We start from the raw sequence: 23,245 nt of genomic DNA, 5'->3' as shown, positions 1-23,245 counted from the left end.
GCGCGGGACCCGTCAACATGATCGTCGGATCGGCGCCGGACACCGCCGCCGCCACGATCCGGGCCCGCGGGGTCAGCCCGGCAGCCGCGCCCACCTGTTCACTGCCGACGAGCACCAGCGACGCGCCGTCGACGATGCCCGACGAGTTCCCCGCGGTGTGCACGTGGTCGATCCGCTCGATCCAGTGATACTTCTGCAGCGCCACCGCGTCGAAGCCGGCGAGGTCGCCGATCACCCCGAACGACGCCGGCAACGCCCCGAGGCCTTCCATCGTCGACGAGCGGACGTGCTCGTCGTGGTCCAGGACCAGCAGGCCGTTGCGGTCGCGGACCGGGACCACCGACCGGGCGAAGTAGCCGCCCGCCCACGCCTTCGCGGCGCGGGTCTGCGACTCCAGGGCGTACGCGTCGACGTCCTCCCGGCTGAACCCCTCCATGGTCGCGATCAGGTCCGCGCCCACGCCCTGCGGGATGAACTGCGTGGTGTAGTTCGTCTCCGGGTCGAGCGCCCAGGCGCCGCCGTCGGAGCCCATCGGCACCCGCGACATCGACTCCACACCACCCGCCAGCACGAGATCCTCCCAGCCGGCCCGCACCTTCTGCGCCGCGATGTTCACCGCCTCCAGGCCCGAGGCGCAGAACCGGTTCAGCTGCACGCCGGCGACGGTCTCCGGCAGCCCGGCCGCGATCGCGGCGGTCTTCGCGATATCCGCGCCCTGGTCCCCCAGCGGGGACACGACGCCGAGCACGACGTCGTCGATCGCGGCGGGATCGAGGTCGGGATGCCGGGCGCGCAGCTCGTCGATCAGACCGACGACGAGCGACACGGGTTTCACCCCGTGCAGGGAACCGTTCTGCTTCCCGCGCCCGCGCGGTGTGCGCACCGCGTCGAATACGTAAGCCTCGTGTGTCATCCCAACCCTCTCCGACGTCGGCGTGCGAATCTTCGTTAACTTTCTCCGACGTTTTCCGTGCACGTCAAGGCCGCCGCCGCGAATCGGCTGTGATACATCCGGCAACCGCGGCGGCCCGGGGCAGTAGGCTCTGCGTTTGTGCACGCCAACGCCGCCGGCCTCGCCGCGACCGACCCGCCCCGCAAGCGGCCGAAGAACCGCAAGGCGCAGATCGCGCTGGTGGCGGCGGAGCTGTTCTGCGCGCGCGGCTACCACCTGGTCGGCATCGACGAGATCGCCGCGGAGGTCGGGATCAGCGGCCCGGCGGTGTACCGCCACTTCCCCAACAAGTACGCGATCCTCGTGCACGCCACCCGCGAGTTGGTCGAGGCGGCGCTCGCCGCGACCGGCCCGGAGCCCGGGCACGTGCCGGCCGGGGACCCGGAGGCCGAGCTCGAGGGCCTGCTCACGTCGATGGCCCGGTTCACCGTCGAGCGTCGCAAGGTCGGCGCGCTGTACCAGTGGGAGTGGCGCTACCTGGCCGACGAGCACCGCGCCGAGTTCCGGGCGGCCCTCGCCACCCTGGTCCGCCGGTTCGCCGACCCGCTGCGGCGGCTGCGCCCCGAGCTGTCCCCGGCCGGCGCGGAGTTCCTGGTGCGCGCCGCGCTGAGCACCTTCGGCAGCTTGACCACGCACCGGGCCGCCGCGCCGAAGGCCCGCACCGAGGCGACGCTGCACCGGCTCGGCTGGGCGATGCTGCGCGCCGACGCCCCGACCGCGGCGCTGGTCCGCTCCGCGCGCGGCGCCGCGGCCGAGGGTGCCGCCGAGCCCCCGGCCGGCGGGCTCGAGCCGCGCCGGGAGCTGCTGCTCGCGGCGGCGATCCGGCTGTTCCACCGGCTCGGGTACCACGCGGTCGGCATGGAGGACATCGGCGGCGCCGCCGGGATCAACGCCTCCAGCGTGTACCGCTACTTCCCGAGCAAGGCCGACCTGCTCGCCGCCGCGTACTACCGGGCGTCGGACCGGCTCGCCGCGTCGGCCGCGGCGGCGCTGCGCGGCACCGCCGAGCCGGACGAGGCCCTGCGCCGCCTCGCCGAGGCCTACACCGGGTTCGCGTTCGGCGAGAGCGACCTCGTCTCGGTGTACCTCGCCGAGAACAGCAACCTGCCCGAGCCCGACCGGCACGAGCTGCGCAAGGTGCAGCGCCTGCACGTCGAGGAGTGGGTGCGCCTGCTCGTCCAGACCCGGCCGGACCTGCCGCCCGCCGAGGCCCGGGTGCTCGTGCACGCCGCCATCAACCTGGTCACCGACCTGGGCCGGGCCGTCCGCTTCACCCGCTCCGGCGGCGCCCCCGCGTTCGTCACCCGGCTCGCGCTCGTCGCCCTGGCGGCCTGACACGTCCCGCCGGCCTTCCCAATAAGTTAACCGTGGTTTACAGTGCCGACAGGAGCGGCGGCGGTGTGCCCGTGCCCCGCTCCGGCGACGTCACGACGCTCCGGTGACCACACCCCGATCACGGTCACCGGGTAAGGGAGGCACCACGATGACCCCTGCCACCGACACCCGGGACGACCTCGCGCAGCGCTTCGCCGCGACCGCCGCCGGCCTGACCATTCCGTCCCTGCTCGACCGCAACGCCCGCGAGTTCGGCGACCTGCCCGCCCTCGGCGCGCTGGGGTCCACCGAGACGCTGACCTGGGCGCAGCTGCGCGACCGGGTCGCCGCGCTCACCCTCGGCCTCGCCGAGGCCGGCCTGCGCCCCGGCGACCGCATGCTGATGCTCATGTCCAGCCGCCCCGAGCACTGGCTGGTCGACCTGGCCGCCGTGCACCTGGGCGCGGTGCCCTCGACGGCCTACGCCACGCTCAGCGGCGACCAGCTGCGCTACCTCGCCCAGCACAGCCAGGCCCGCGTGATCGTGGTCGAGAACAGCGCCCAGCTCGACCGGGTCCGGCCCTTCCTCGCGGAGCTGCCGTCGCTGCACCTGGTCGTGACGGTCGACGGCCCGGCCGAGGATTCCACGGTACTGCTGGATGATCTGGAGGCGACGGGAGCCGCGGCCCTCTCGTCCGACCCGGCCCGCTTCGAGCAGCTGTGGCGCGCCGTGCGCCCGGAGCAGCCGGTCACGCTGCTCTACACCTCGGGCACCACCGGCGACCCGAAGGGTGTGCTGCTGAGCCACCACAACGTGGTGTACCAGGCCGTCGTGCTGGAGGCGACGGTGCCGGTGCCGGACCACTCGCCCGCGCTGGCGTACCTGCCGCTGGCCCACATCGCCGAGCGGATGCTGGGCATCTACAACGCGGTGTACCGGGCCGGGCACGTCACGATCTGCGCCGACCCGGCCCGGCTCGCCGCCGGGTTGGCCGCGGTGCGCCCGATGTCGTTCTTCGGCGTGCCCCGCGTCTGGGAGAAGATGGTCGCCGGCATCCAGGGGTTCCTCGCCGCCGCCGACCCGGCCGTCCGCGCCGCCTTCGAGGCGGCCAGTGCGGCCGCCCTGGAGGCCTATGAGCTGCGCGAGGCCGGGCTGCCGGTGCCCGCCGAGCTCGCGGCCCGCCTCGCCGCGCTCGACGAGAAGGTCCTCACGCCGGTACGGGCCCGCCTCGGCCTCGACCGGGTGGTGTGGGCCGGCAGCGGCTCCGCCCCGATCCCGGTGGCGGTGCTGCGCTTCCTGGCCGGCTGCGGCCTCGACGTGCTGGAGGTCTGGGGCATGACCGAGACCACCGGTACGGCCACGATCAACGCCCCCGACGCGTTCCGCACCGGCAGCGTCGGCCGGATCAACCCGGGCATGCAGCTGCGGCTGGCCGAGGACGGCGAGATCCTGGTCCGCGGTCCGCTGGTCTGCCTGGGCTACCTCCAGCGGGACGGCGGCGTGGAGTCCCCCGCCGACGCCGACGGCTGGCTGCCCACGGGCGACGTCGGCACGATCGACGACGGCGGGTTCCTCACCATCACCGACCGCAAGAAGGAACTCATCATCACGTCGAGCGGCAAGAACATCGCGCCGGCCCAGATCGAGAACCTGCTGCGGGCCCACCCGCTCATCGGCCAGGCGGTGGCGATCGGCGACCGCCGCCCGTACGTCACCGCCATCGTGGTCCTGGACGAGGAGATGGCCCCGGTCTGGGCCCGCGCCCGCGACCTGGCCCCGGACCTGCTGTCCCTGTCGGCCGACGCGACCCTGCTGGCCGAGATCCAGGCCGCGGTGGACGCCGCGAACGCGAAGCTGTCGCGGCCGGAGCAGATCAAGACGTTCCGCGTCCTGCCGTCGGCCTGGTCCCCGGTGACGGGCGAGGTGACCCCGACGCTGAAACTGCGCCGCCGCGTGATCACCGAACGCTACGCGGAGGTCATCGACGCGCTGTACACCTGACCGGCCCGCCGCGATACCGCTAGTTCTTGCGCTGCTGCTCCACGAGCGGGAGGGTGCCGGCGAGCTGGTCGAGGCCGGCCCGGATGGTCTGGTACCCCGCGCTGCCGACCTTGCCGTCCTGGTGCAGGTCGTCGAGCGTGTCGCGCAGGTCCGCGACCTTGTCGGCCGCCCGCTCGGCGCGGTTGCGGGCGATCTCCCGCTCGACGTCGTCCAGCCGGCCGCTGAGCTGGTTCGCGGTGCGGGTGTCCAGCTGGCCCGCGCGGGCCTGCGCGTCGATCGTGTCGCGCAGTCCGGCGACCAGGGTGGCCGGTGTTGCCGGAGACGCGGGCGGGCTGCTGGGCGGTGCGGTCGCCGTCGTGGCGGCCACGGCCGGGGTGGGGGTGCCGCCGCCGGCGTCGGTCGTCGACGGCCGGGACGCGAGGAACGCAGCGATGCCCAGCGCGGTCAGGACGACCGCGGAGACGGCGACGGCGAGGAGCGCGCCGATCGGGCGCCGCTGCCGGGGCGCGACCGGTGCGGAGGGCTCGTCGAGGACCGGCAGGGCCGCGGTCCGCGGCACGACGCCGGCGGAGGCACGCACCCGGCCCGGGAGCCGGCCGGCCGGGCCTGCCGGGTCCGCCGCGACGGCCGGGCCCGCCACGACGGACGGGTTCACCGGGACGGACGGGCCCGCCGGGACGCCCGGGTTCGCCGGCACGAGCAGGTCCGCCGGCACGAGCAGATTCGCCGGCACGGGCGGGTTCGCCGGCACGGGCGGGTTCGCCGAGAGCGCGACGAGGCGGTCGCGGACGGCGTCGGCGGTTGCCGGCCGGTCGTCGGGCCGCTTGGCGAGCAGGTCGGTGACGAGCCGGTCCAGCCCGGCCGGCACGTCGGGCCGGACCGACCGCAGTGGTACCGGCGACTCGTGCACGTGCCGGTGGAGCACGACCATCGGGTTGTCCCCGCTGAACGGCGGCCGGCCGGTCAGCATGGCGTACAGCACGCAGCCGAGCGCGTACAGGTCGGCGCGGCCGTCGACCGGCCCGCCGGTGGCCTGCTCGGGCGCCATGTACGTGCTGGTGCCGACGACCGCGTGGGCGGCGGTGAGGCCGGCCTGGTGGTGCTGGGTGAGCCGGGCGATGCCGAAGTCGCAGACCTTCACCGTGCCGCCGGACCCGAGCAGGATGTTCCCCGGTGTGACGTCGCGGTGGATCACGCCGGCCCGGTGCGCGGCGGCGAGCGCATCGCCGACCTGCGCGCCGATCGCCACCACGCGGTCGGCGGGCAACGGGCCGTGGCCGAGCCGGTCGGCCAGGCTGGTGCCGTCGACGAGCTCCATCACCAGGTACGCCAGGTCCTGGTCGCGCCCGACGTCGTGCACCGCGACGATGTTCGGGTGGCTGAGCCGGGCGGCCGTGTGCGCTTCGCGTTCGAAGCGGCGCACCACGGTGGGCTCGGCGACGCCGGCACCGGCGGGCAGCAGCTTGACCGCGACCGCCCGGCCGAGGCGGTCGTCGACCGCCCGCCAGACGCTGGCCATGCCACCGCGGCCGAGCACCGTCTGGAGCCGGTAGCGGCCGGCGATCACCGAACCTCCCGTCACGTTCACCACGGGGAAGGAGCGGACCGCCGCACGCACCCGTTACTCGCCGGCGCCGACGCATGACGGCTGTCACACGCGCAGGTATTACCTATCTTGCCGATAGGTTTAACCAGGAGTACCGTGGCGTCAATGCCCGAAGCGGTGCACGTCGTGGCCATGGTCGCGCTCTTCCTGCTCGCCCTCGTGGCGCTGCTGCTGCGCCGCGAGGCCGAGTTCTGGGTGCTGTTCGGGCTGACCGTCTTCGTCCAGGTCGTCGCCGAGCGCCGCCCTTCGGACTGAGCGACTGAGCGTCCTCAGAGGCCGTAGGTCTTGCCGATGATCTCGCGCTGGATCTCGCTCGTCCCGCCGTACACCGTGGAGACCACCGTCGAGCGGACCAGGCGCTCCATGTCGTACTCCGTGGCGTAGCCGTAGCCGCCCATCATCTGCATGCCGTCCAGCGCCACCCGGCGGGCCGTCTCGGTGGCCTTGAGCTTCACCATCGACGTCTCGCGGGGCAGCACCGTGGCCGGGTCGCGGTCGACGAGCTCGGCCGTGCGGTACACCAGCAGGCGGCTGCACTCGATCTCGGTCGCCAGGTCGGCCATGCGGTGGCGCAGCACCTGGAAGCTGCCGATCGGCCGGCCGAACTGGCGGCGCTGCTTGATGTAGCCCAGCGCGTCGTCGAAGGCGCGCTGCGCGGTGCCGAGCATGACCGCCGCCAGGATCAGCCGCTCGACGTTGAGGCCGGCCATGAGCTGCTTCCAGCCCTGGTCGACGGTGCCGACGACCGCGTCGGCCGGCAGGTGGCAGTCGGTGAAGTACAGGTCGTTGACCTCCCGGCCGCCCATCGTGTCGATGCCGCTGATCCGCAGGCCCGGGGCGTCGGCCGGGACCTGGAACATGGTCATGCCGGCGTGCTCGCCGGGCGCGCCGGAGGTGCGGGCGACCAGCAGGATGCCGTCGGCCAGGTGGGCGTTGGAGCACCAGGTCTTCTGCCCGTTGACGACCCAGCCGTCGGCGCGGCGCTCGGCCCGGCAGGCCAGGCTCGCCACGTCGGAGCCGGCCTCCGGCTCGGACATGGCGATCGACTCGATCCGGCCCGCGGCCACCCCGCCGAGCACGGTCTTGCGCTGCTCCGGCGAGCCGAACCGCTCGTAGGCCCCGGCGACGATGATCGACGTCGTGAAGCCGCCGATCGGGGCCATACCGCGGGCGGTCGTCTCCAGGAACAGGCAGGTGTCGACCATGCCGCCGCCGGCGCCACCGTGCTCCTCGGGGATGGACACGCCGAGCCAGCCGAGGTCGGCGAGCTTGCGGTAGAGCTCCGGGCTGTGCGCCTCACGGCCGCCGTTGGTCAGCGCGTCGCGCTGCTGGCGGGTGCCCGCCTCACGACGGCAGAAGTCGGTGACGGCGGCGACGAACGCGCGCTGCTCGTCGGTGAGATCCAGCATGATGCCACTCCTGCCTGGGGATTGACAACGAACGTAGCATATCAAATATCAAATCTGCAGAGGAGTCCGCCATGTCAACGGAGACCGCGGAAGTCGCCGTCGAACCGACCGTCGCCGACGCGGTGGAGCGGGCCCGCGCGGCCGCCGGGTGGTGGGCCGGGCTCGGCTGGGACGGCCGCCGCCGCGCCCTGCTGGCGTGGAAGCGCACGCTCGCCGCCCGCATCGACGAGCTCGCCGACCGGATCCGGGCCGAGACCGGCAAGCCGCACGGCGACGCCGTGCTCGAGGTGATGCTCGCCGTCGAGCACCTCGACTGGGCCGCGCGCAACGCCCGGCGCGTGCTGCGCCGCCGGAAGGTGCCCTCGGGCCTGCTCGCCGCCAACCACGCGGCCAGCGTCGGCTACGAGCCGCTCGGCGTCATCGGCGTGATCGGCCCGTGGAACTACCCGGTGTACACGCCGCTCGGCTCGATCTCGTACGCGCTCGCGGCCGGCAATGCGGTCGTCTTCAAGCCTAGCGAGCACACCCCCGGCGTCGGCCGCTGGCTGGCCGCCGCGTGGGCCGAGGCGGTCCCCCAGGAGCACGGCCCGGCCGTGTTCCAGGCGGTCACCGGCGGCGGCGAGGTGGGCGCGGCGCTGTGCCGGGCCGGGGTCGACAAGTTGGCGTTCACCGGCTCCGCGGCGACCGGCCGGAAGGTGATGGCCGCCTGCGCCGGCACGCTCACCCCGGTCGTGGTCGAGGCCGGTGGCAAGGACGCGCTCATCGTGGCGGCCGACGCGGACCTCGACGCGGCCGCCCGGGCCGCCGCCTTCGGCGGGTTCGGCAACGCCGGCCAGACGTGCGCGGGCGTCGAGCGGGTGTACGTCGAGCGCCCGGCCTACGAGCCGTTCCTGGCCAAGCTCGGCGAGCTCGCCCGCGAGACCAGGCCCGGCGAGGAGCCCGACGCGCGGTACGGCCGGATGACCACGCCGACCCAGGCGGCGATCGTCGCCGCGCACATCGACGACGCCATCGCCAAGGGCGGCCGGGCAGTCGTCGGCGGTCCCGGCTCGGTCCGCCCGCCGTTCGTCGACCCGGTGGTGCTGGCCGAGGTGCCGGAGGACAGCCTGGCCGTGACCGAGGAGACGTTCGGCCCGACGGTCGTGGTGAACCCGGTCCGCGACCTCGACGAGGCGGTCGAGCGGGCCAACGCCTCCCGCTACGGGCTGGCCGCGTCGGTCTTCACCGGCAGCCGGCGCACGGCCGCCGACCTCGCGGGCCGGCTGCGGGCCGGCGCGGTCTCGGTGAACGCGGTGCTCGGCTTCGCCGCCGTCCCGGCGCTGCCCTTCGGCGGGGTCGGCGACTCCGGGTTCGGCCGCATCCACGGCGCCGACGGCCTGCGCGAGTTCTCCCGGCCGAAGTCGGTGACCCGGCAGCGCTTCACGGCGCCGATCGACCTGCTGCGGCTCGACCGCTCACCGGCCGCGCTGCAGCGCGCGGCGAAGCTGTTCCGCCTGCGGCACGCCCGGTGAGGATCAGGCCCAGATCCCGAGGTCGTCGAGGTGCTTGACGAGCCGGTCGGCGCCGTCGGTGAAGTGCCGCGCCATCGCGGCCTGCGCGGCGGCGCCGTCGTGCGCGGCGAGCGCCGCCAGCACGGCCTCGTGGTCGGCGAGCATGCCCTCGCGCCAGGCCGGGTCCGTGGCGAGGAACCTGGCCGGTGTGTACCGCGTGGCCCAGTGCAGCAGCCACGACAGCTTCCGCGCCCCGGCCACCCGGTTGCCGGCCCGGTGGAACTCGAACTCCAGCTGCTCCAGCTCGGCGACGTCGACCCGGCGGGCCCGCGCGGCCCGCTGGATCGCCCGGTGCGCCTCGGTCAGCTCGGCCAGGTCCGCCGCCGTCACCCGCTGGGCGACCCGCGCGGCCAGTTCCCCCGCGATGTGCGCCTGGAGCTGAAAGACGTCGACGATGTCCTGCCGGGACAATGGGGCCACCACGTACCCCCGGCGGGGCTGCAGCTCGACCATGTCGAAGCCGCGCAGGGTCAGCAGCGCCTCCCGCACCGGAGTGATGCTCACCCCGAGCTGGTCGGCGACGTCCTCCAGCCGGATCCGCTCACCCGGGCGCAGGTCGCCCGACATGATCCGGTCCCGCAGGTGCGCGACCACCTCGTCGGACAGCTGCGGCCGCTCGACGGCCATGGTGTCTCCTCCCGAAAGCGGCCTACTATATCAAATATCAAACTATCGGGCGCCGGATGTCGCTCGTGAGAGGAGAACGCATGGCAGGCCCGCTGCACGGGCTGCGCGTCGTCGAGCTGGCCGGCATCGGTCCGGGCCCGTTCGCCGCGATGCTGCTCGCCGACCTCGGCGCGGACGTGGTCCGGGTCGACCGGATCGGCGCCGCCTCGCCGGTCGGCGCCGACCCCGCCGGAGACCTGCTCAACCGCGGCAAGCGCTCGATCGCCGTCGACCTCAAGCAGCCCGCCGGCGTCCAGACCGTGCTCGGCCTCGCCGCCCGGGCCCACGTGCTCACGGAGGGCTGGCGGCCCGGCGTCGCCGAGCGGCTCGGCGTCGGCCCGGACGCGGTGCTGGCCCGCAACCCCGCGCTCGTCTACGGCCGGATGACCGGCTGGGGCCAGGACGGTCCGCTCGCCGGCACCGCCGGCCACGACGTCGACTACATCGCCGTCGCCGGTGCGCTCGACCCGATCGGCCCGGCCGGCGGGCCGCCGCAGATCCCGGTCAACCTGATCGGCGACTTCGGGGGCGGCTCGCTGTACCTCGTCGTCGGGATCCTCGCCGCGCTGCGCGAGGCCGAGCGGACCGGCCGCGGGCAGGTCGTCGACGCCGCGATCGTCGACGGCACCGCCCACCTCACCACCATGCTGCACGCCATGCGGGCGGTCGGGCTGTGGGAGGACCGGCGGGGCGCCAACCTGCTCGACGGCGGTGCCCCGTTCTACGCCGTCTACGAGACCGCGGACGCCCGGCACATGGCCGTCGGCGCGCTCGAGCCGCAGTTCTACGCCGAGCTGGTGCGCCGCCTCGGCCTCGACGCCGACCCGGACCTGCCCGGCCAGTTCGACCGGGATCGCTGGCCCGAGCTGCGCGGCCGGTTCGCCGAGCGGTTCGCGACCCGCACCCGCGACGAGTGGACGGCGCACTTCGCCGGCGGCGACGCCTGCGTCTCGCCGGTGCTCACCCCCGGCGAGGCCACGCGCGACCCGCACCTCACCGCCCGGGGCACGTTCGTCGAGCGGCACGGCACGGTCCAGCCGGCGCCGGCGCCCCGCTTCTCGGCCACCCCGGCCGGGCTGACCACCCCGCCGCCGCTGCCCGGGCAGCACAGCCGGCAGATCCTCGCCGACTGGGGTGTCGACGACGCCGACGCCCTGCTCGCCTCCGCCGCGATCCACGACGCCACCCCGATGGAGGTCCGCTGACATGCGACTCGCCACCCACCTGCAGTACGCCGGAGATCCCCGCACGGCCGCGGAACAGGCCGCCGGCTGGGAGGCGGCCGGGCTCGACGCGATCTGGGTCGCCGAGGCCTACGGGTTCGACGCCCCGACCATCATGGGGTTCCTCGCGGCCCGCACCGAGCGGCTCGCGATCGGCTCGGCGATCCTGCCGATCTACTCGCGCACGCCGGCGCTGCTCGCCCAGACCGCGGCCGGCCTCGACGCGCTCTCCGGCGGCCGCGCCATGCTCGGCCTCGGCGCGTCCGGCCCGCAGGTCGTCGAGGGCTGGCACGGCGTGCCCTACGACAAGCCGCTCGCCCGCACCCGCGAGATCATCGAGATCTGCCGGCAGGTCTGGCGCCGCGAGCCGCTCGTCCACGAGGGCACCTACCGGCTGCCGCTCCCGCCCGAGCGGGGCACCGGGCTCGGCAAGCCGCTGAAGCTGCTCACCCGCCCGGTCCGCGACCGCATCCCGATCTACGTCGCCGCCCTGGGCGACCGCAACGTGGCGATGACGGCCGAGCTCGCCGAGGGCTGGCTTCCCTTCCTGTACCTCCCGGAGCGCGCCGCCGACGTCTGGGGCGACGGCCTCGCGGCCGGTGCGGCCAGGCGCGACCCCGCGCTGGGCCCGCTCGACGTCGTCGCCGGCGGCCCGCTCGCGATCGGCGACGACGTGACCCACCTGCGGGACCTCGGCCGGCCGATGATCGCGCTGTATGTCGGCGGCATGGGCGCCCGCGGCCGCAACTTCTACCACGACGTGGTCACCCGCTACGGCTTCGGCGAGGCCGCCGACAAGATCCAGGACCTGTACCTCGCCGGGCAGAAGGAGGCCGCGGCCGCCGCCGTCCCCGACGAGCTGCTGGAGCTGTCCAGCCTCATCGGCCCGGAGGCGTACGTGAAGGACCGCATCGCGGCCTTCAAGGAGGCCGGCGTCACGACGCTCAACGTGACGCCCCTGCTGCCCGACCCGCAGCGGCAGCTCGCCACCGTCAAGGCCCTGCTGTGACCGGTTCCGGAACCCGCGGTCGCTGGACCCGCCGGATCCTCGAGCTCGACCCGGTGCGCGACCACGAGGAGATCTACCGGATCTCGGCCGGCTACGAGTTCCCCTGGGACTACCAGCGGGCGCTCGAGCTGGCCCTGCTCCGCACGTACTGCGTGCCGAGCATCTCGGCGCTGCTGGACGCGACCGGCGAGTTCCGCGACCGCCCGCAGCGCCGCTACGACGACACGGCGCTGCTCATGGCCGAGCTGGCCGCGCACGGCTACGACTCCGAGCGCGGCCGCGAGGCCCTCCGCGTGATCAACCGCGCCCACGGCCGCTACGCGATCGGCAACGACGACCTGCGCTACGTGCTGTCGACGTTCGTCTACGATCCGATCGACTGGATCGAGCGGTACGGCTGGCGCCGGCTGACCGACCACGAACGGATCGCCGCCTTCGAGTTCTACCGGGCGGTCGGCCGGCGGATGGGCATCCGCGAGATCCCGGACGGCTTCGCCGAGTACCGCCGGTTCAAGCTCGACTACGAGGCCGAGTTCTTCCGGTACAGCGACACGAACCGCCGCATCGCGCAGTACACGATCGGCCTGTTCGCGGGCTGGTTCCCGGCCCCGCTGCGCCCGGCGGTCCGCCTCGGCGTGCGGGCCATGGTCGACGCCCCGATGCGGGAGGCGTTCGGCCTGGCCCCGGCGCCCGCCTGGATGTCGACCGCCGCCCGCCTCGGCCTGCGCACCCGCGCCCGGTTCGTCCGCCTGATGCCGGCGCGGCGCCGGTCCCGCCTGGGCGTCGACCCGCGCAACCGCAGCTATCCGGGCTACCCGCAGGGCTACCGCCCGTCGGACCTCGGCGCCCCACCCCCACCACCCGACATCGACCCGTCCTGGCTCCGCCCGGCCCGCCCGTAGCTCACCCGCGGGCCGCGTCGGCGAGGATCGCCTCGAGCCGTGCCCGGCACTCCGCGACGAACGCGGGAAAGGTGTGCCGGTAGTAGGCGATCCCGCTGACGCCGACCGCGACGGCCCAGGCCCGGGCGCGGCTCCACGTCGGCTCGTCGAGCTTCGCGGTGCTCCAGTACGCGTGCCGCGCCTGGGGCGGCAGGTCCCAGACGGCGGAGTGTTCGGCGTCGGGGAAGCCGACGCAGAGGCATCCGAAGTCGATGACGGCGTGCAGCCTGCCGTCCGCCACGAGCAGGTTGGTGGGCCTGAGGTCGCCGTGGAGCCACACGTGCGGGCCGGAGGGCTCAGGCAGGGCGACCGCGGTGCGCCAGATCCGTTCCAGAGACTCGATGTCGAGCTCGTCGCCGACGCTGGTCCGGCAGGCGTCGAAACACGTGCTGATCCACTCGTCGCAGGCCTTCAGGCTGCCCCCGCGGTACCAGCTGAGATCGCCCGCGCGACGCGCTCCCATCAGGTCGATGGCGTGCAGCTCGCGCACGAACCCGGCCAGCGCGGTGCCGAAGGCGGCCCAGTCCTGGACGGCATCGGGCTGGGCTTCGTCCCCGTCGATCCAGCGATGGACCGACCAGGGAAGCGGAAACCCGGGGGTGGGCGTGCCGGCGTGACACAGCTCCGGGACCGCGAGCGCGAGCAGCGGAGCCAGCCGGGGAAGCCACTGCTGTTCCTTCCGCAGGGACCGCGCCTTGTCGGCGGTTCGCGGTAGCCGCACGAGTAGGTCCTCACCCACCCGGTACATGGTGTTGTCCGTGCCCGCGCCGGCGGGTGACAGCGGTCGGCCGGCCCACTGCGGGCACTGCGCCTCCAGCAGCGACCGGACGACCGCCTCGCCGACCGGCACCTCGTCGTCGTGCAGCATCACGCCGCAGGTCCTTTCGTTGCGCCTACCGTCGGCGGCAGTGTGCTGGTCCTGGCCGTGCGGCGGCGCCGGGACTAGCGGCGCTCCAGCAGGACGACCGGGATCTCGCGGGCCGTGCCCGCCTGGTAGCGGTCGTAGGTCGGGAACAGGTCGGCCATCGTGCGCCACAGCCGCGGCCGCTCCTCGGATGGTGCGGTGCGGGCCAGGGCGCGGAACCCGTCGGCGGCCACCTGCACCGTGACCTCGGGGTCGGCGAGCAGGTTGTGATACCAGAGCGGATGTTCGTCCTTGCCGCCGTTGGAGCCGACGACCACGTAGTCGTCGCCGGAGCGGCCGTAGATCAGGGCGGTGCGCCTCGGCCTGCCGGTGCGGCGGCCGCGGGTCGTGAGCAGCAGGCTCGGCCAGTGCTGGAACACGTGGCCCTTCGCCCCGCCGGTCGACACGTAGTCGCGGATGTGCTGGGCCACCCACCCCACGGGGCTGTCGAGCGGCTCGTCGTCATGCTGCGCCATCGCACCCACCCTACGCCGGAGCCTCGACCCGCGCGGACCGGTCGAGGCCGGCCTCGGCGAGCGCCTCGTCGAGGGCGTCGTGGCGGGCGTAGCAGCTGATCCGGCCGCCGGTGAGCACGAACCGCGAGGCCACCAGGGCGTCCGCGGTGAGCACCTCGCCGGTCGCGACGTCGCGCCAGGTCACCAACTCCTCCACGACGGCGTTGGCGCGGCCGTCGAAGAACCAGCGCTGCGGGCGGTACGACAGGCCGGCCCGGCGCAGCCAGTCGAGCAGCACTGGGCGGCCGTGGCCGACGCCGCGCGGGCCGGCGACCGTGATGTCCTCGGTCGCCAGCTCGGCCAGCGCGTCGGCGTCGGCCGCGTTGACGGCCGCGTGCCAGCGCTGGATCGTCGCGAGCGGCCCGGTGGAAGTGACCATGCCCTGGACCGTAATGCATGCGATTCGCATACTCAAGCGCGCGCGCTACCGGATCACGGTCGAGCCGGTCACCGGGTTCGTCGAGCCCGCTCAGTGCGCGGTGGCCGTGGCGCAGAACCGCACGAGCAGCCGGCCGAACTCGGCCCGGTCCCGGGCCGACCAGTCGTGGGTGAACTCCTCGAACACCATGTGCTGCCACTCGCGGGCCGCGGCGACCAGGGCCGCGCCCTGCTCGGTGAGCAGCAGCGCGGCGTGCCGGGTGTCGTGCGCGGCGGTGCTGCGGGTGAGCAGCCCGGCCTGTACCGCGTCGCTGACCATCCGGCTGGCCCCGGAGTGGTCGATGCCCAGCGCCCGCGCCACGGCCGTCACGTCGACGAACTCGGCGTGCTCGTGCGCGGTCGCCACGGCGTCGATCACCAGGATCCGCGGCACGTCCTTGGCCGAGCCGGTGGCGACCATGGCGCTGCGCTGCGGCGCCCGCCGCGCCCAGTGCCGGATGAGCCGGAACAGGGCGACACCCGGGTCTCCGGAGGAGTCCAGGGCGGACACACGCGTGGCGGGCTGGGGCTGATCCATGCAGGAAGGATCTCATCCCGGCTTGACCGGGTGCCAGGAGCCGCCGCCCGCCGGCGCCGCCGCTTGCGGGCGCGCGGCCCGGCGTCATTCGCAGTTGGTCGTGGTGCCGCCGCCGAGGCCGACGCTGCACGAGTCGGTGCCGGAACCGCCGTCCAGGGCGTCGAAGCCGCCGTCGCCGTACAGGGTGTCGTTGCCCGGGCCGGCACTCAGGGTGTCGTTGCCGGAGCCGCCGGAGAGGGTGTCGTCGCCGAAGCCGCCCACCAGCTCGTCGACGCCGGCGCCGCCGTCCAGGACGTCGCCCTGGCCGGCGCAGAGGACCACGCCGAGACAGGCGTCGCCGGTGAGCCGGTTCGCGCCGCCGTCGCCGGAGAGGGTGTCGGCTCCGGTGCCGCCGGAGAGGTTCTCGACGTCGGCGGCGACGAGGTCGTCCTCGCCCGGCGCGCCGTCGTCGGCGACGCCGTCGAGGTCGGCCGTGACCGCCTGGGTGTGGCCCGCGTAGCTCGCGGTGTCGGTGCCGGCGCCGCCGTGCAGCTCGTCGGTGCCGGTGCCGCCGACGACGGTGTCGTTGCCGCCGGCGCCGTCCAGCACGTCGTCGCCGGCGCCGCCCTCGAGCCGGTTCGCCCCGGCGTCGCCGGTGAGGGTGTCGCGCATGCAGCCGCCGACGGCGTTCTCGGCCGACTCGTAGGCGTCGTCGCCGGTCGGGCCGCCGACGCCGGCGCCGAGGTCGACCGTCACGCCGTCGGCCGAGCCGTCGCATTTCAGGAACGGCGCCGGCGGCGTGGCGTAGCTGACCGTGTCGGTGCCGCCCTGTCCGTCGAGGTCCAGTGGCGTCGACCGGGTGAGCACCACGTCGTCGCCGGTGCCGCCGTTGAGCTGCACCACGTAGCCGGACTCGGGGTTGGCACCGGTCACGTCGGCCCGGTCGGCCCCCGGGCCGAGGTCGAGCCGCCAGTTCTGCGTGTCACCGGCGATGGTGACCACGTCGTCGCCCTCGCCCGGCTCGACGGTGAGGTCGAACATGGCCGTGCACACGGCCCGGGTGTGGTCGGCGGCGTCCGGGTACCAGCAGTCCCCGCTGATCGCGAGCGGATGCACGTCGTCGACCTCGACCGTGCCGCCGGACGCGGTCACCACGACATTGTTGGCGAAGCCGAAGCGGCCGGTGTACCGCATGTTGCCGTCCAACGGCGCGCTGACCGTGGCACCCGCCAGCTCGGCCGTGTCCGCCCCGGCGGCCGGGACCGGCGCGACGAGCACGCCGGCGACGACCAGCACCAGGCACCACAGCACGCGTCCCATGCCCGGCACCGTAGAGACCCGGCCGCGTGATCGGACGCCAACTGTCCCTGATCGGACGCCGGCAGGGCCGGGTCACCGTGGCGGTCAGCCCTGCGTCGCCTGCAGGTGCGCGAGCACGGCGAGGACGCGCCGGTGGCCGTCCTCGCTCTCCGGCAGGTCGAGCTTGCCGAGCACGTGCCGCACGTGGGCCTCGACCGTGCGTTCGCTCAGGTAGAGCCGCTTGGCGATGCCGGTATTCGTCAGGCCTTCGGCCATCAGCCCCAGCACGGTCCGCTCGCGCTCGGTGAGGGTGGCGAGCGGGTCGGTCCGGGCCCGACCGGCGAGCAGGGCCGACACGACCTGCGGGTCGAGCGCCGAGCCGCCGTGGGCGACCCGCTCCGCCGCGGCCAGGAACTCGCCGACCTCCAGGACGCGGTCCTTGAGCAGGTAGCCGAAGCCGGGCAGGGCGAGCAGGCCGGCGGTGTGGGTGGTCTCGACATGCTGGGACAGCACGAGCACGCCGAGGGCGGGCCGCTCCCGCTTGAGGTCGCGGGCGGCGCGGGCGCCCTCGTCGGTGAACGTCGGCGGCATCCGGATGTCGACGACCACCAGGTCGGGGCCGGCGCCGGCGACCGTCTCGGGCAGGGTGCCCGCGTCGCCGAGGGACGCCACGACCTCGTGGCCGCCGTCGGCGAAGAGCCGGCCGAGCCCGGCGCGGAGCAGGACCTGGTCCTCGGCGATCACGACTCGCACGGCAGCTCCGCGGTGAGGGTGGTGCCGGCGCCGGGCCGGCTGTCGATGCGCAGGGCGCCGCCGAGCGCGGCGACCCGGTCGGCGAGGCCGCTCAGGCCGGAGCCCGGGACCGGGACCGCGCCCCCGACGCCGTCGTCGGCGACGGTGACGACCAGCCGGTCGCGCTCACGGTGGGCGCGCAGCGAGATGCTGGTGGCCCGCGCGTGCTTCACGGCGTTGGTCAGCCCTTCGCAGCCGATGAAGTACGCGGCGCCCTCGGTACCGCGGCCGAAGCGCTCGCCGGGCACCGACACCTCGACGGGGACCGGGGCGCGCCGCGCGAGGTCGCGGAAGGCCGGGGCGAGGCCGGCGTCGAGCTGCGCCGGCGGCAGGCCGCGGGCCAGCTCGCGCAGCTCGTCGATGGCCGCCCGCACCTCGGCGACGGCCTCCTCGAGGGTCCGGTCGGCCTGCTCGACCGCGTTGGCGCCGAGCTGGTGCTGGGCGTGGCGCAGGGCCAGCCCGATCGAGACGAGCCGTTGCTGGGCGCCGTCGTGCAGGTCGCGTTCGAGGCGCCGGCGCTCCTCGGTGACGGCGTTGACGATCCGGGCCCGGGAGGCGTGCACCTCGGCCAGCTGCCGGCGCAGCTCGACGTGCAGCCGGGTGATCTCGATCGCCAGCCCGCCGGCCTCGATGAGCCGCCGCAGCAGAGGGTCCGGTGCCGGCCGGTCGGTGCGGACACGCCCGACGGGCCGGCCGGCCCGCTCGACGTCGATGCCGTCCCCGGTGTCCGTCGCGGGCCGGCCGTCGACGCCGACGTACACCTGGCTCTCCGGCAGGAACAGCAGCAGCCGCAGCCCCGGGTCGCCGGTGAGCTCGCGCAGGATGGCCTGGACCTCCTCGGGCGCGGCCCGGCCGGCCCGCAGCGCCTCCAGGAAGTCCCCCATCCGCCGCACCGCCGCGTGGCGGGCCCGGTGGAAGCGCCGGTCGACGGCGTCCTGCACCCGGTCGCGCAGCGGCCGGAACGCGACCGCGACGACGAGCGTGGCGGCGGCGGTGACCCAGCCCGAGCCGCCGCCGAGCGTGGCGCCGAGCGTCAGGGTGGTCAGCCCGTAGGCGCCGGCGAGCAGCACCGTCACGGTGGCGTACACGACCGTGCGGTCGATGATGACGTCGATGTCGTAGAGCCGGTACCGCAGGATCGCCACGCAGGCCGCGATGGGCAGCAGGGTCAGCGCGACCGCGGCGAGGGCCCCGGCGAGCATCGGCGTGCGGTACCAGAGCAGGAACGACAACGGCAGCGCCACCGTGGTCCAGACGCCCGCGACGGCGAACCACTTGAGCTGCTGCCGCTCGACACCGGCCGCGCGGCGGAACCGCACCACCAGCGACGCACCGGAGGCCACCAGCGCGCCGATGAACAGCACCATGCCGACGGCCACCATGGCGTCCGTCGGCAGCGCCGGGACGGCGACCGGGTTGTGCCCGGACGCGTACTCGCGGACCCGGTCGGGGCTCAGCGCCCAGCCGGGCAGGGCGAGCGCGAGCCCGGCCACGCCGGTGCGGTGGACGGCCCGCCACCGCGGCCCGGGCAGCCGTCCGTCCGGGAAGCGCAGGAACGTGAGGATCCAGCCGTACCCGCCGGCCAGCCAGCTCGACGCGGCGAGCGTCTCGCCGACGGGTCCGCCGGGCCAGCCCTCGGCGGCCGCACGCAGCCCCCAGCCCTGCCCGACGTCCGACGCGAGCGAGTGCAGCAGCGCGAAGCCGCACAGCAGCCAGCCGATCGGGTTGCCCGGGCGGCGGGCGGCGACGAGCGCCCCGGCCGCGGCCATGACCACCGTGGACACGGTGTAGGCGGCGGTGTCGAACGCCGGCTCGAGCCCCCACGAGAGCGCCACGGCCGCCGCCTCGGCGACCACCGTGAGCCCGAGGAGCGAGCCGGCGAGCCTGCGCACCGCCTCAGTGTGACGGCGCCGGGGTGCCCGGCCAACAGTGCCAGTACGCATGCGCCGCCGAGTGCTGCCGCCGACGACGCCGCGCCAACTTCTCCATAGCGTCGATGACATCCCATCGATCGGAAGGCAGGTCCAACCATGCGTACCTATGGCATCCTCGGCGCCCTCGGCGGCGCGCTCACGGCGGTCTCGGGCGTCGTCGTGCAGGGCGTCGTCCAGCCGGCCAGCGACGTCCCGGCCGACCAGTGGAGCTACCCGTGGCCGGCCGCGGCCCACGGGCCGGTGTCGGTCGTCTACGCCGTGTTCCACGTGCTCGTCTTCGCCGGCCTGCTCGGCTTCGCCCGCAGCGGGGTGGCCGGTGCCGGCCGCGCCGCCCGGGCCGGCGGCGTCCTCGCCCTGACCGGGACGGCGGTGCTGTTCGCGGCCGAGCTGCTGTCGATCCCGTTCGCCGGCCAGCGCGTCGACGACACCGGCCCGTCCGCCGTCGGCGCCGTGTTCGCCGCGGGCACGCTGCTGTCGGCGATCGGCCTGATCGTGGCGGGCGTGGCCACGGTGCGCGCGGGCCGCTGGTCCGGCTGGCGCCGCTACGTCGCGCTCGCCACCGGCGTCTGGCTCGCGGCGATGATGGTCCTCATCATGACGCCGGCGCTCGCGATCGCGGTCGGGGTGTACGGCGCGCTGCTGACGGCGCTGGGCGTGGCCCTGGCCGGGCACCCGTCCCCGGCTGAGGCCCGCACCGGGCGCCGGGCCGTGCAGGTGTAGCCGACGCCACCCACCAGGGCCGGCCCTGCCCGATAATCCTATCTTCTGGATAGGACATTGACACGGGCGGGCCGGGCCTGCTGGACTGTGCGCATGACTCGCCCGGCACTGCTGTGGTCGCGCGACCACATCGACTTCGGCCGGGTGTGGTCGGCGTCCTGTCGCGGTTGACACGCACCCTCGCTCCCCTTCCCAGCGCTTCCCGAGGACCCGTGATGTCGACCCCGCACACCCGCCGCCGTCCGTCCACATCGGACCGTCACCGCTACGACGCCGCCTACGTGGTCGTCGCGATCCCCATCCCTGAGTCGGAGGCCGACGCCGTGGCCCCACCGGTCGTCTACCGCGTCCGCCGGCGCCCATGAACGTCACCGGCACGCTCGTCGGCGACAGCCTGCGGCCGGGCGCGCAGTTCGCGCCGCCCGGCACCCGCATCCGCCGCGTCTACCGCCTCGACCTGGGCGGCACCGCCGCCCCGACCCAGCCGGGGGTGTGGACCGTCATCGACTTCGAGTCCGACGACGTCGCCGCGGTGGCCGAGGCCCTCGCCGCCGCCCTGAACCCGGACGGCGGCTGGTACGCGGACCTCCGCGACGGCGCCGACCGGGTCGTCGTCTACGCCGGCGCGGTGTTCCGCTACGGCCCGGGCGACGCCGAGACGCGGGCCGCGGCCATCGCCCACGGCCGCTCCGTCGGCGTCCCCGAGCATCAGCTCGACTGGGACGACGCCACCACGTAGCAGGTCCAGCCGGATCAGTGGCGGAAGAGCCGCAGCGCGGTGCGGGTGAGGATGATGCCGTACTCCTCGGCCGCCACGGCGACCGCGGCGGAGCGGATCGAGCCGCCGGGCTCGGCGATGTGCCGCACGCCGTAGCGGGCCGCCTCGACGATGTTGTCCGGGAACGTGAGCGCGCCGTCGGAGGCGAGGCTGACGCCGTCCAGGGGTACTGGAGGGTCGAGCGTCTCCGCCAGGCGGAGCTGGGTCTCCAGACCCTCACCCGCCGGCGCGAAGCGGCGGCGGTGCCACAGCGCCGCCTTCTCCCCCGCCACGCGGATGCAGTCCACGCGCGACTGCTGGCCGGCGCCCACGCCGAGGGTCGCGCCGGCGCGGACCAGCACCACCGAGTTCGACTGGGTGTAGCGGACCGTGATCAGGGCCAGCCGCAGGTCGGGCGGCAGGCCCTCCGGCAGCGGGGCGGCGTCACGGGGCTGGGCGAGGCGCAGGCCGTACAGCTCGCGCACCTCGACCTCCGGCGGCTCGAACGCCGGGTCCGCCTCCAGGACCAGGTAGGTGCCGCGCTTCTTCGCCGACAGCACCGCGACCGCACCGGGCTCGTAGCCGGGGGCGACGATGCCGTCACTGACCACCCGCCGGAGCAGGTCGGCGAGCCCGGCCGTGACCGGCGCGGAGACCGCCACCAGGTCGCCGTACGAGCTCTTCGGGTCGGTGTCCCGGGCCCGCGCGTAGGCCCGGGTCACCGGGTCGGCGCCGGGATCGACGCTGAACAGCGCCGCGGTGGCCGGGTCGACCGGGCCCGCGAGGGCCGCGCCGGCCGGTGAGACGTGCTTGAACGACGCCGCCGCGACGGTGCCTGCCTCCCGGACCAGCTGCCAGGCGCCGATCGCGTCGAGCAGGTTGACGTAGGAGGGCTGCCCGTGGACGACCCGGAACGGCGGTGCGCCGAGCGGCTCGGCCGTCGCCGGGTGTTGATGGGGATTCATGCCATACCGCAGCCGCACGCGAACCTCCGACGCAAGCAAGGGAGCGAAGCGTCGCGGAGGCCCAGGCGGTCGGCGCCGACGTCACGGCCGGTCCCCGGTGGTGACCCACCCTCGCCAGTCCCGGCCACCGCCCAGCATACCGGTCAGCGGCCCAGCGCCTCCGCGAGCAGGTCCACCTGGACCGGGTCGGGGTCGTTGCCGGTGAGGATGAGCTCGTCGCAGCCGGCCCGCTCGAACGCCTCGACGGCCGCGGTGAGCTGCTGCGCCGACGTGCACGCGGCGGCGATGCCCTCGCGGGCCCACTCCTCGCCGGCGAACGCGTAGTACGGGCCGATGGCGCGGGCCACCGACGCCCCGGCGTGCGGGCCGAGCGCGAACATCGCCGACACGACGATCCGGGGCGTGCCGGCGCGACCGGCCGCGGTCCACGCCGCGTGCAGCTGCGGCGTGAAGGCCTCGACGTCGGCCACGCTCGCGGTGCCGGCCAGCCAGCCGGTGCCGTGGGCCGCGATGCGGCGCAGGGCGGCGCGGGAGGTGCCGCCGAACAGCAGCGGCGGGCCGCCGGGCGTGGCCGGGCGCAGGCCGCCGGGGTCGTCCGCGGTGTCCCGCAGCGTCTCCAGCAGCGCGGCGAACGCCTCGCCGCGGCCGGCGTAGTCGACGCCGCTCGCGGTGAAGTCGTCCGTGCGGAAGCCGGCGGCGAGCCCGAGGCGCAGCCGGCCGGGGCCGGCGACGTGGTCCAGGGTGGCCACCGTCTTGGCGAACAGCCGGTGGTTGGTGCGCAGCGGGGCCAGCAGCACGCTGGTGAGCAGCCGGACCCGGGAGGTGGCGCCGGCCGCGGCGGCGAGCACGGTGAGCGGTTCCGGGGTCGTCCAGCGCAGCCGGTCGCTGACCGCGACGGTGGAGAAGCCGCGCGCCTCGGCGCGCCGCGCCCACGCCACGAGCTGCCGCCCGTCGGTCCAGGGCGCGTGACCGGGCAGCCCGATGCCGATGTCCACGGTTGACCTCCGAACAGTTCACGTGTGAATCGTTGACGTGTGCACGCTAGCGAGGGCAGAGTTCACGCGTCAACCGTTCGCTCGTACACTCCGGAGCGTGGCGAGTGAGGAGCAGCTCGGGGCGTGGCGTGCGGTCTGGCGGGCCGACTCGCTGCTGTTCGCGCACCTGAACAATCGGCTGCGGGCCCGCGCCGGCATGACGTACTTCGAGCACGAGGTGCTCGCCGCGCTCGACCGGGCCGGCGGGCGGCTGCGGATGGCGCCGCTCGCGGCGGCGCTGATGATCTCGCGCAGCGGGGCCACCCGGCTGGTGACCAAGCTGGAGACGAAGGACGGCTGGGTGGTGCGGGCGACGCCGCCGACCGACCGGCGCGCCACCTGGGCGGAGCTCACGCCAGCCGGCCGGGACGCGCTCGCCGCCGCGCGGCCGCTCGTCGACGGCGTCGTCGCGGCCTTCTTCGCCGACCACCTGAGCCCGGCCGAGCTGCGGTCGCTCGCCCGGGCCCTCGACCGCCTCGCGGACGCCAACCCGGGCAGCTCCGACACCGAGTGCGGGCTCTGACGCCTCAGGCGAGGGTGGTGTGGTGGTCGTAGTTGAAGTCGCTGCCGTACGAGGAGTACCACGGGAACGTCCACCCCATCCGCTCCCGGAACGCGGCGAGCTTCGGGTAGGGCGCGCGGGACACCGCGACGGCGGCGGCGCCGGCGGGCTCACCACCGCGGAGATCGCCCGGGCCCTGCTGCTGCCGGAGGCCACG

General features: G+C 74.9%; 25 protein-coding genes. 11 read left to right on the top strand and 14 right to left on the bottom strand.

The window, feature by feature from the left end; genetic code table 11:
- On the bottom strand, positions 1-913 hold a 913-nt coding region (locus ABZS66_RS48410), incomplete at its 3' end, for an acetyl-CoA C-acyltransferase (protein ID WP_354769824.1).
- A 138-nt stretch (positions 914-1,051) separates the two neighbouring features.
- Between ABZS66_RS48410 and ABZS66_RS48405 the strand changes: the two genes are divergently transcribed.
- Both ABZS66_RS48405 and ABZS66_RS48400 read left to right on the top strand, forming a co-directional pair.
- Positions 1,052-2,287: a TetR family transcriptional regulator gene (locus ABZS66_RS48405; RefSeq protein WP_354769823.1), complete on the top strand. Its 1,236-nt coding sequence runs from the start codon at positions 1,052-1,054 to the stop codon at positions 2,285-2,287.
- A 148-nt stretch (positions 2,288-2,435) separates the two neighbouring features.
- Positions 2,436-4,268 carry an AMP-dependent synthetase/ligase gene (locus ABZS66_RS48400; RefSeq protein WP_354769822.1) on the top strand — a complete coding sequence of 611 codons (1,833 nt, stop codon included), beginning with the start codon at positions 2,436-2,438 and terminating at the stop codon, positions 4,266-4,268.
- A 19-nt stretch (positions 4,269-4,287) separates the two neighbouring features.
- Here the strand turns inward: ABZS66_RS48400 and ABZS66_RS48395 are convergent, their stop codons facing one another.
- Positions 4,288-5,886, bottom strand: coding sequence for a serine/threonine-protein kinase (locus ABZS66_RS48395; protein ID WP_354769821.1), 1,599 nt, complete (start codon positions 5,884-5,886; stop codon positions 4,288-4,290).
- Between the two features lie 93 nt (positions 5,887-5,979).
- Here ABZS66_RS48395 and ABZS66_RS48390 point away from each other — a divergent pair, with 93 nt between their 5' ends.
- Positions 5,980-6,129, top strand: coding sequence for a hypothetical protein (locus tag ABZS66_RS48390; protein WP_354769820.1), 150 nt, complete (start codon positions 5,980-5,982; stop codon positions 6,127-6,129).
- Between the two features lie 14 nt (positions 6,130-6,143).
- Here the strand turns inward: ABZS66_RS48390 and ABZS66_RS48385 are convergent, their stop codons facing one another.
- Positions 6,144-7,283, bottom strand: coding sequence for an acyl-CoA dehydrogenase family protein (locus ABZS66_RS48385; RefSeq protein WP_354769819.1), 1,140 nt, complete (start codon positions 7,281-7,283; stop codon positions 6,144-6,146).
- A 71-nt stretch (positions 7,284-7,354) separates the two neighbouring features.
- Between ABZS66_RS48385 and ABZS66_RS48380 the strand changes: the two genes are divergently transcribed.
- On the top strand, positions 7,355-8,794 hold the full coding sequence (locus ABZS66_RS48380) for an aldehyde dehydrogenase family protein (protein ID WP_354769818.1): 1,440 nt from the start codon (positions 7,355-7,357) through the stop codon (positions 8,792-8,794).
- Between the two features lie 3 nt (positions 8,795-8,797).
- Here ABZS66_RS48380 and ABZS66_RS48375 read toward each other — a convergent pair whose 3' ends face one another.
- Positions 8,798-9,460, bottom strand: a complete 663-nt coding sequence (locus tag ABZS66_RS48375; RefSeq protein WP_354769817.1) for a GntR family transcriptional regulator — start codon at positions 9,458-9,460, stop codon at positions 8,798-8,800.
- An 80-nt stretch (positions 9,461-9,540) separates the two neighbouring features.
- On the opposite strand from ABZS66_RS48375, the gene ABZS66_RS48370 reads away from it, so the two are divergent.
- From ABZS66_RS48370 to ABZS66_RS48360, 3 genes are read left to right on the top strand one after another with little or no spacing between them, the layout of a single operon-like run.
- Complete coding sequence (locus ABZS66_RS48370) at positions 9,541-10,704, top strand: CaiB/BaiF CoA-transferase family protein (protein WP_354769816.1); 1,164 nt, start codon at positions 9,541-9,543, stop codon at positions 10,702-10,704.
- Between the two features lies 1 nt (position 10,705).
- Positions 10,706-11,731: an LLM class F420-dependent oxidoreductase gene (locus ABZS66_RS48365; protein WP_354769815.1), complete on the top strand. Its 1,026-nt coding sequence runs from the start codon at positions 10,706-10,708 to the stop codon at positions 11,729-11,731.
- On the top strand, positions 11,728-12,633 hold the full coding sequence (locus tag ABZS66_RS48360; protein WP_354769814.1) for an oxygenase MpaB family protein: 906 nt from the start codon (positions 11,728-11,730) through the stop codon (positions 12,631-12,633). The genes ABZS66_RS48365 and ABZS66_RS48360 overlap by 4 nt, the downstream gene beginning before the upstream one ends.
- 1 nt (position 12,634) lies before the next feature.
- Here the strand turns inward: ABZS66_RS48360 and ABZS66_RS48355 are convergent, their stop codons facing one another.
- The 7 genes from ABZS66_RS48355 to ABZS66_RS48325 form a co-directional block, all read right to left on the bottom strand.
- Positions 12,635-13,540, bottom strand: coding sequence for an aminoglycoside phosphotransferase family protein (locus tag ABZS66_RS48355; RefSeq protein WP_354769825.1), 906 nt, complete (start codon positions 13,538-13,540; stop codon positions 12,635-12,637).
- A gap of 74 nt (positions 13,541-13,614) precedes the next feature.
- Complete coding sequence (locus tag ABZS66_RS48350) at positions 13,615-14,052, bottom strand: nitroreductase family deazaflavin-dependent oxidoreductase (RefSeq protein ID WP_354769813.1); 438 nt, start codon at positions 14,050-14,052, stop codon at positions 13,615-13,617.
- Positions 14,053-14,062: 10 nt separating this feature from the next.
- On the bottom strand, positions 14,063-14,470 hold the full coding sequence (locus ABZS66_RS48345; RefSeq protein WP_354769812.1) for a nuclear transport factor 2 family protein: 408 nt from the start codon (positions 14,468-14,470) through the stop codon (positions 14,063-14,065).
- Positions 14,471-14,560: 90 nt separating this feature from the next.
- Complete coding sequence (locus ABZS66_RS48340) at positions 14,561-15,046, bottom strand: MarR family winged helix-turn-helix transcriptional regulator (RefSeq protein ID WP_354769811.1); 486 nt, start codon at positions 15,044-15,046, stop codon at positions 14,561-14,563.
- 84 nt (positions 15,047-15,130) lie between these two features.
- Positions 15,131-16,345, bottom strand: a complete 1,215-nt coding sequence (locus tag ABZS66_RS48335) for a calcium-binding protein (protein WP_354769810.1) — start codon at positions 16,343-16,345, stop codon at positions 15,131-15,133.
- A gap of 84 nt (positions 16,346-16,429) precedes the next feature.
- On the bottom strand, positions 16,430-17,077 hold the full coding sequence (locus tag ABZS66_RS48330; RefSeq protein WP_354769809.1) for a response regulator transcription factor: 648 nt from the start codon (positions 17,075-17,077) through the stop codon (positions 16,430-16,432).
- The gene (locus tag ABZS66_RS48325; RefSeq protein ID WP_354769808.1) at positions 17,065-19,008 is read right to left on the bottom strand and encodes a sensor histidine kinase; all 1,944 of its coding nucleotides are present in this window, start codon (positions 19,006-19,008) and stop codon (positions 17,065-17,067) included. Before ABZS66_RS48325 ends, ABZS66_RS48330 begins: the two co-directional genes overlap by 13 nt.
- 138 nt (positions 19,009-19,146) lie before the next feature.
- On the opposite strand from ABZS66_RS48325, the gene ABZS66_RS48320 reads away from it, so the two are divergent.
- From ABZS66_RS48320 to ABZS66_RS48310, 3 genes are all read left to right on the top strand, one after another.
- Positions 19,147-19,770 carry a hypothetical protein gene (locus tag ABZS66_RS48320; protein ID WP_354769807.1) on the top strand — a complete coding sequence of 208 codons (624 nt, stop codon included), beginning with the start codon at positions 19,147-19,149 and terminating at the stop codon, positions 19,768-19,770.
- Between the two features lie 215 nt (positions 19,771-19,985).
- The gene (locus ABZS66_RS48315; RefSeq protein ID WP_354769806.1) at positions 19,986-20,135 is read left to right on the top strand and encodes a hypothetical protein; all 150 of its coding nucleotides are present in this window, start codon (positions 19,986-19,988) and stop codon (positions 20,133-20,135) included.
- Complete coding sequence (locus ABZS66_RS48310) at positions 20,132-20,509, top strand: hypothetical protein (RefSeq protein ID WP_354769805.1); 378 nt, start codon at positions 20,132-20,134, stop codon at positions 20,507-20,509. Before ABZS66_RS48315 ends, ABZS66_RS48310 begins: the two co-directional genes overlap by 4 nt.
- A 14-nt stretch (positions 20,510-20,523) precedes the next feature.
- On the opposite strand, the gene ABZS66_RS48305 is transcribed toward ABZS66_RS48310, so the two are convergent.
- A complete protein-coding gene (locus ABZS66_RS48305; RefSeq protein ID WP_354769804.1) occupies positions 20,524-21,510 on the bottom strand; it encodes a hypothetical protein in 987 nt (328 codons plus the stop codon).
- A gap of 125 nt (positions 21,511-21,635) precedes the next feature.
- Positions 21,636-22,487: an LLM class flavin-dependent oxidoreductase gene (locus tag ABZS66_RS48300; protein ID WP_354769803.1), complete on the bottom strand. Its 852-nt coding sequence runs from the start codon at positions 22,485-22,487 to the stop codon at positions 21,636-21,638.
- 97 nt (positions 22,488-22,584) lie between these two features.
- Between ABZS66_RS48300 and ABZS66_RS48295 the strand changes: the two genes are divergently transcribed.
- On the top strand, positions 22,585-23,049 hold the full coding sequence (locus tag ABZS66_RS48295; protein WP_354769802.1) for a MarR family transcriptional regulator: 465 nt from the start codon (positions 22,585-22,587) through the stop codon (positions 23,047-23,049).
- A 4-nt stretch (positions 23,050-23,053) separates the two neighbouring features.
- On the opposite strand, the gene ABZS66_RS48290 is transcribed toward ABZS66_RS48295, so the two are convergent.
- The coding region (locus ABZS66_RS48290; protein WP_354769801.1) for a DUF899 family protein at positions 23,054-23,245 on the bottom strand (192 nt) is incomplete at its 5' end.

The sequence above is a fragment of the Dactylosporangium sp. NPDC005572 genome (genome assembly GCF_040605515.1).
Classification (GTDB): Bacteria; Actinomycetota; Actinomycetes; order Mycobacteriales; family Micromonosporaceae; genus Dactylosporangium.
Note: the sequence above shows the minus strand (reverse complement) of the source record. Positions and strands in the feature narration are given on the sequence as shown.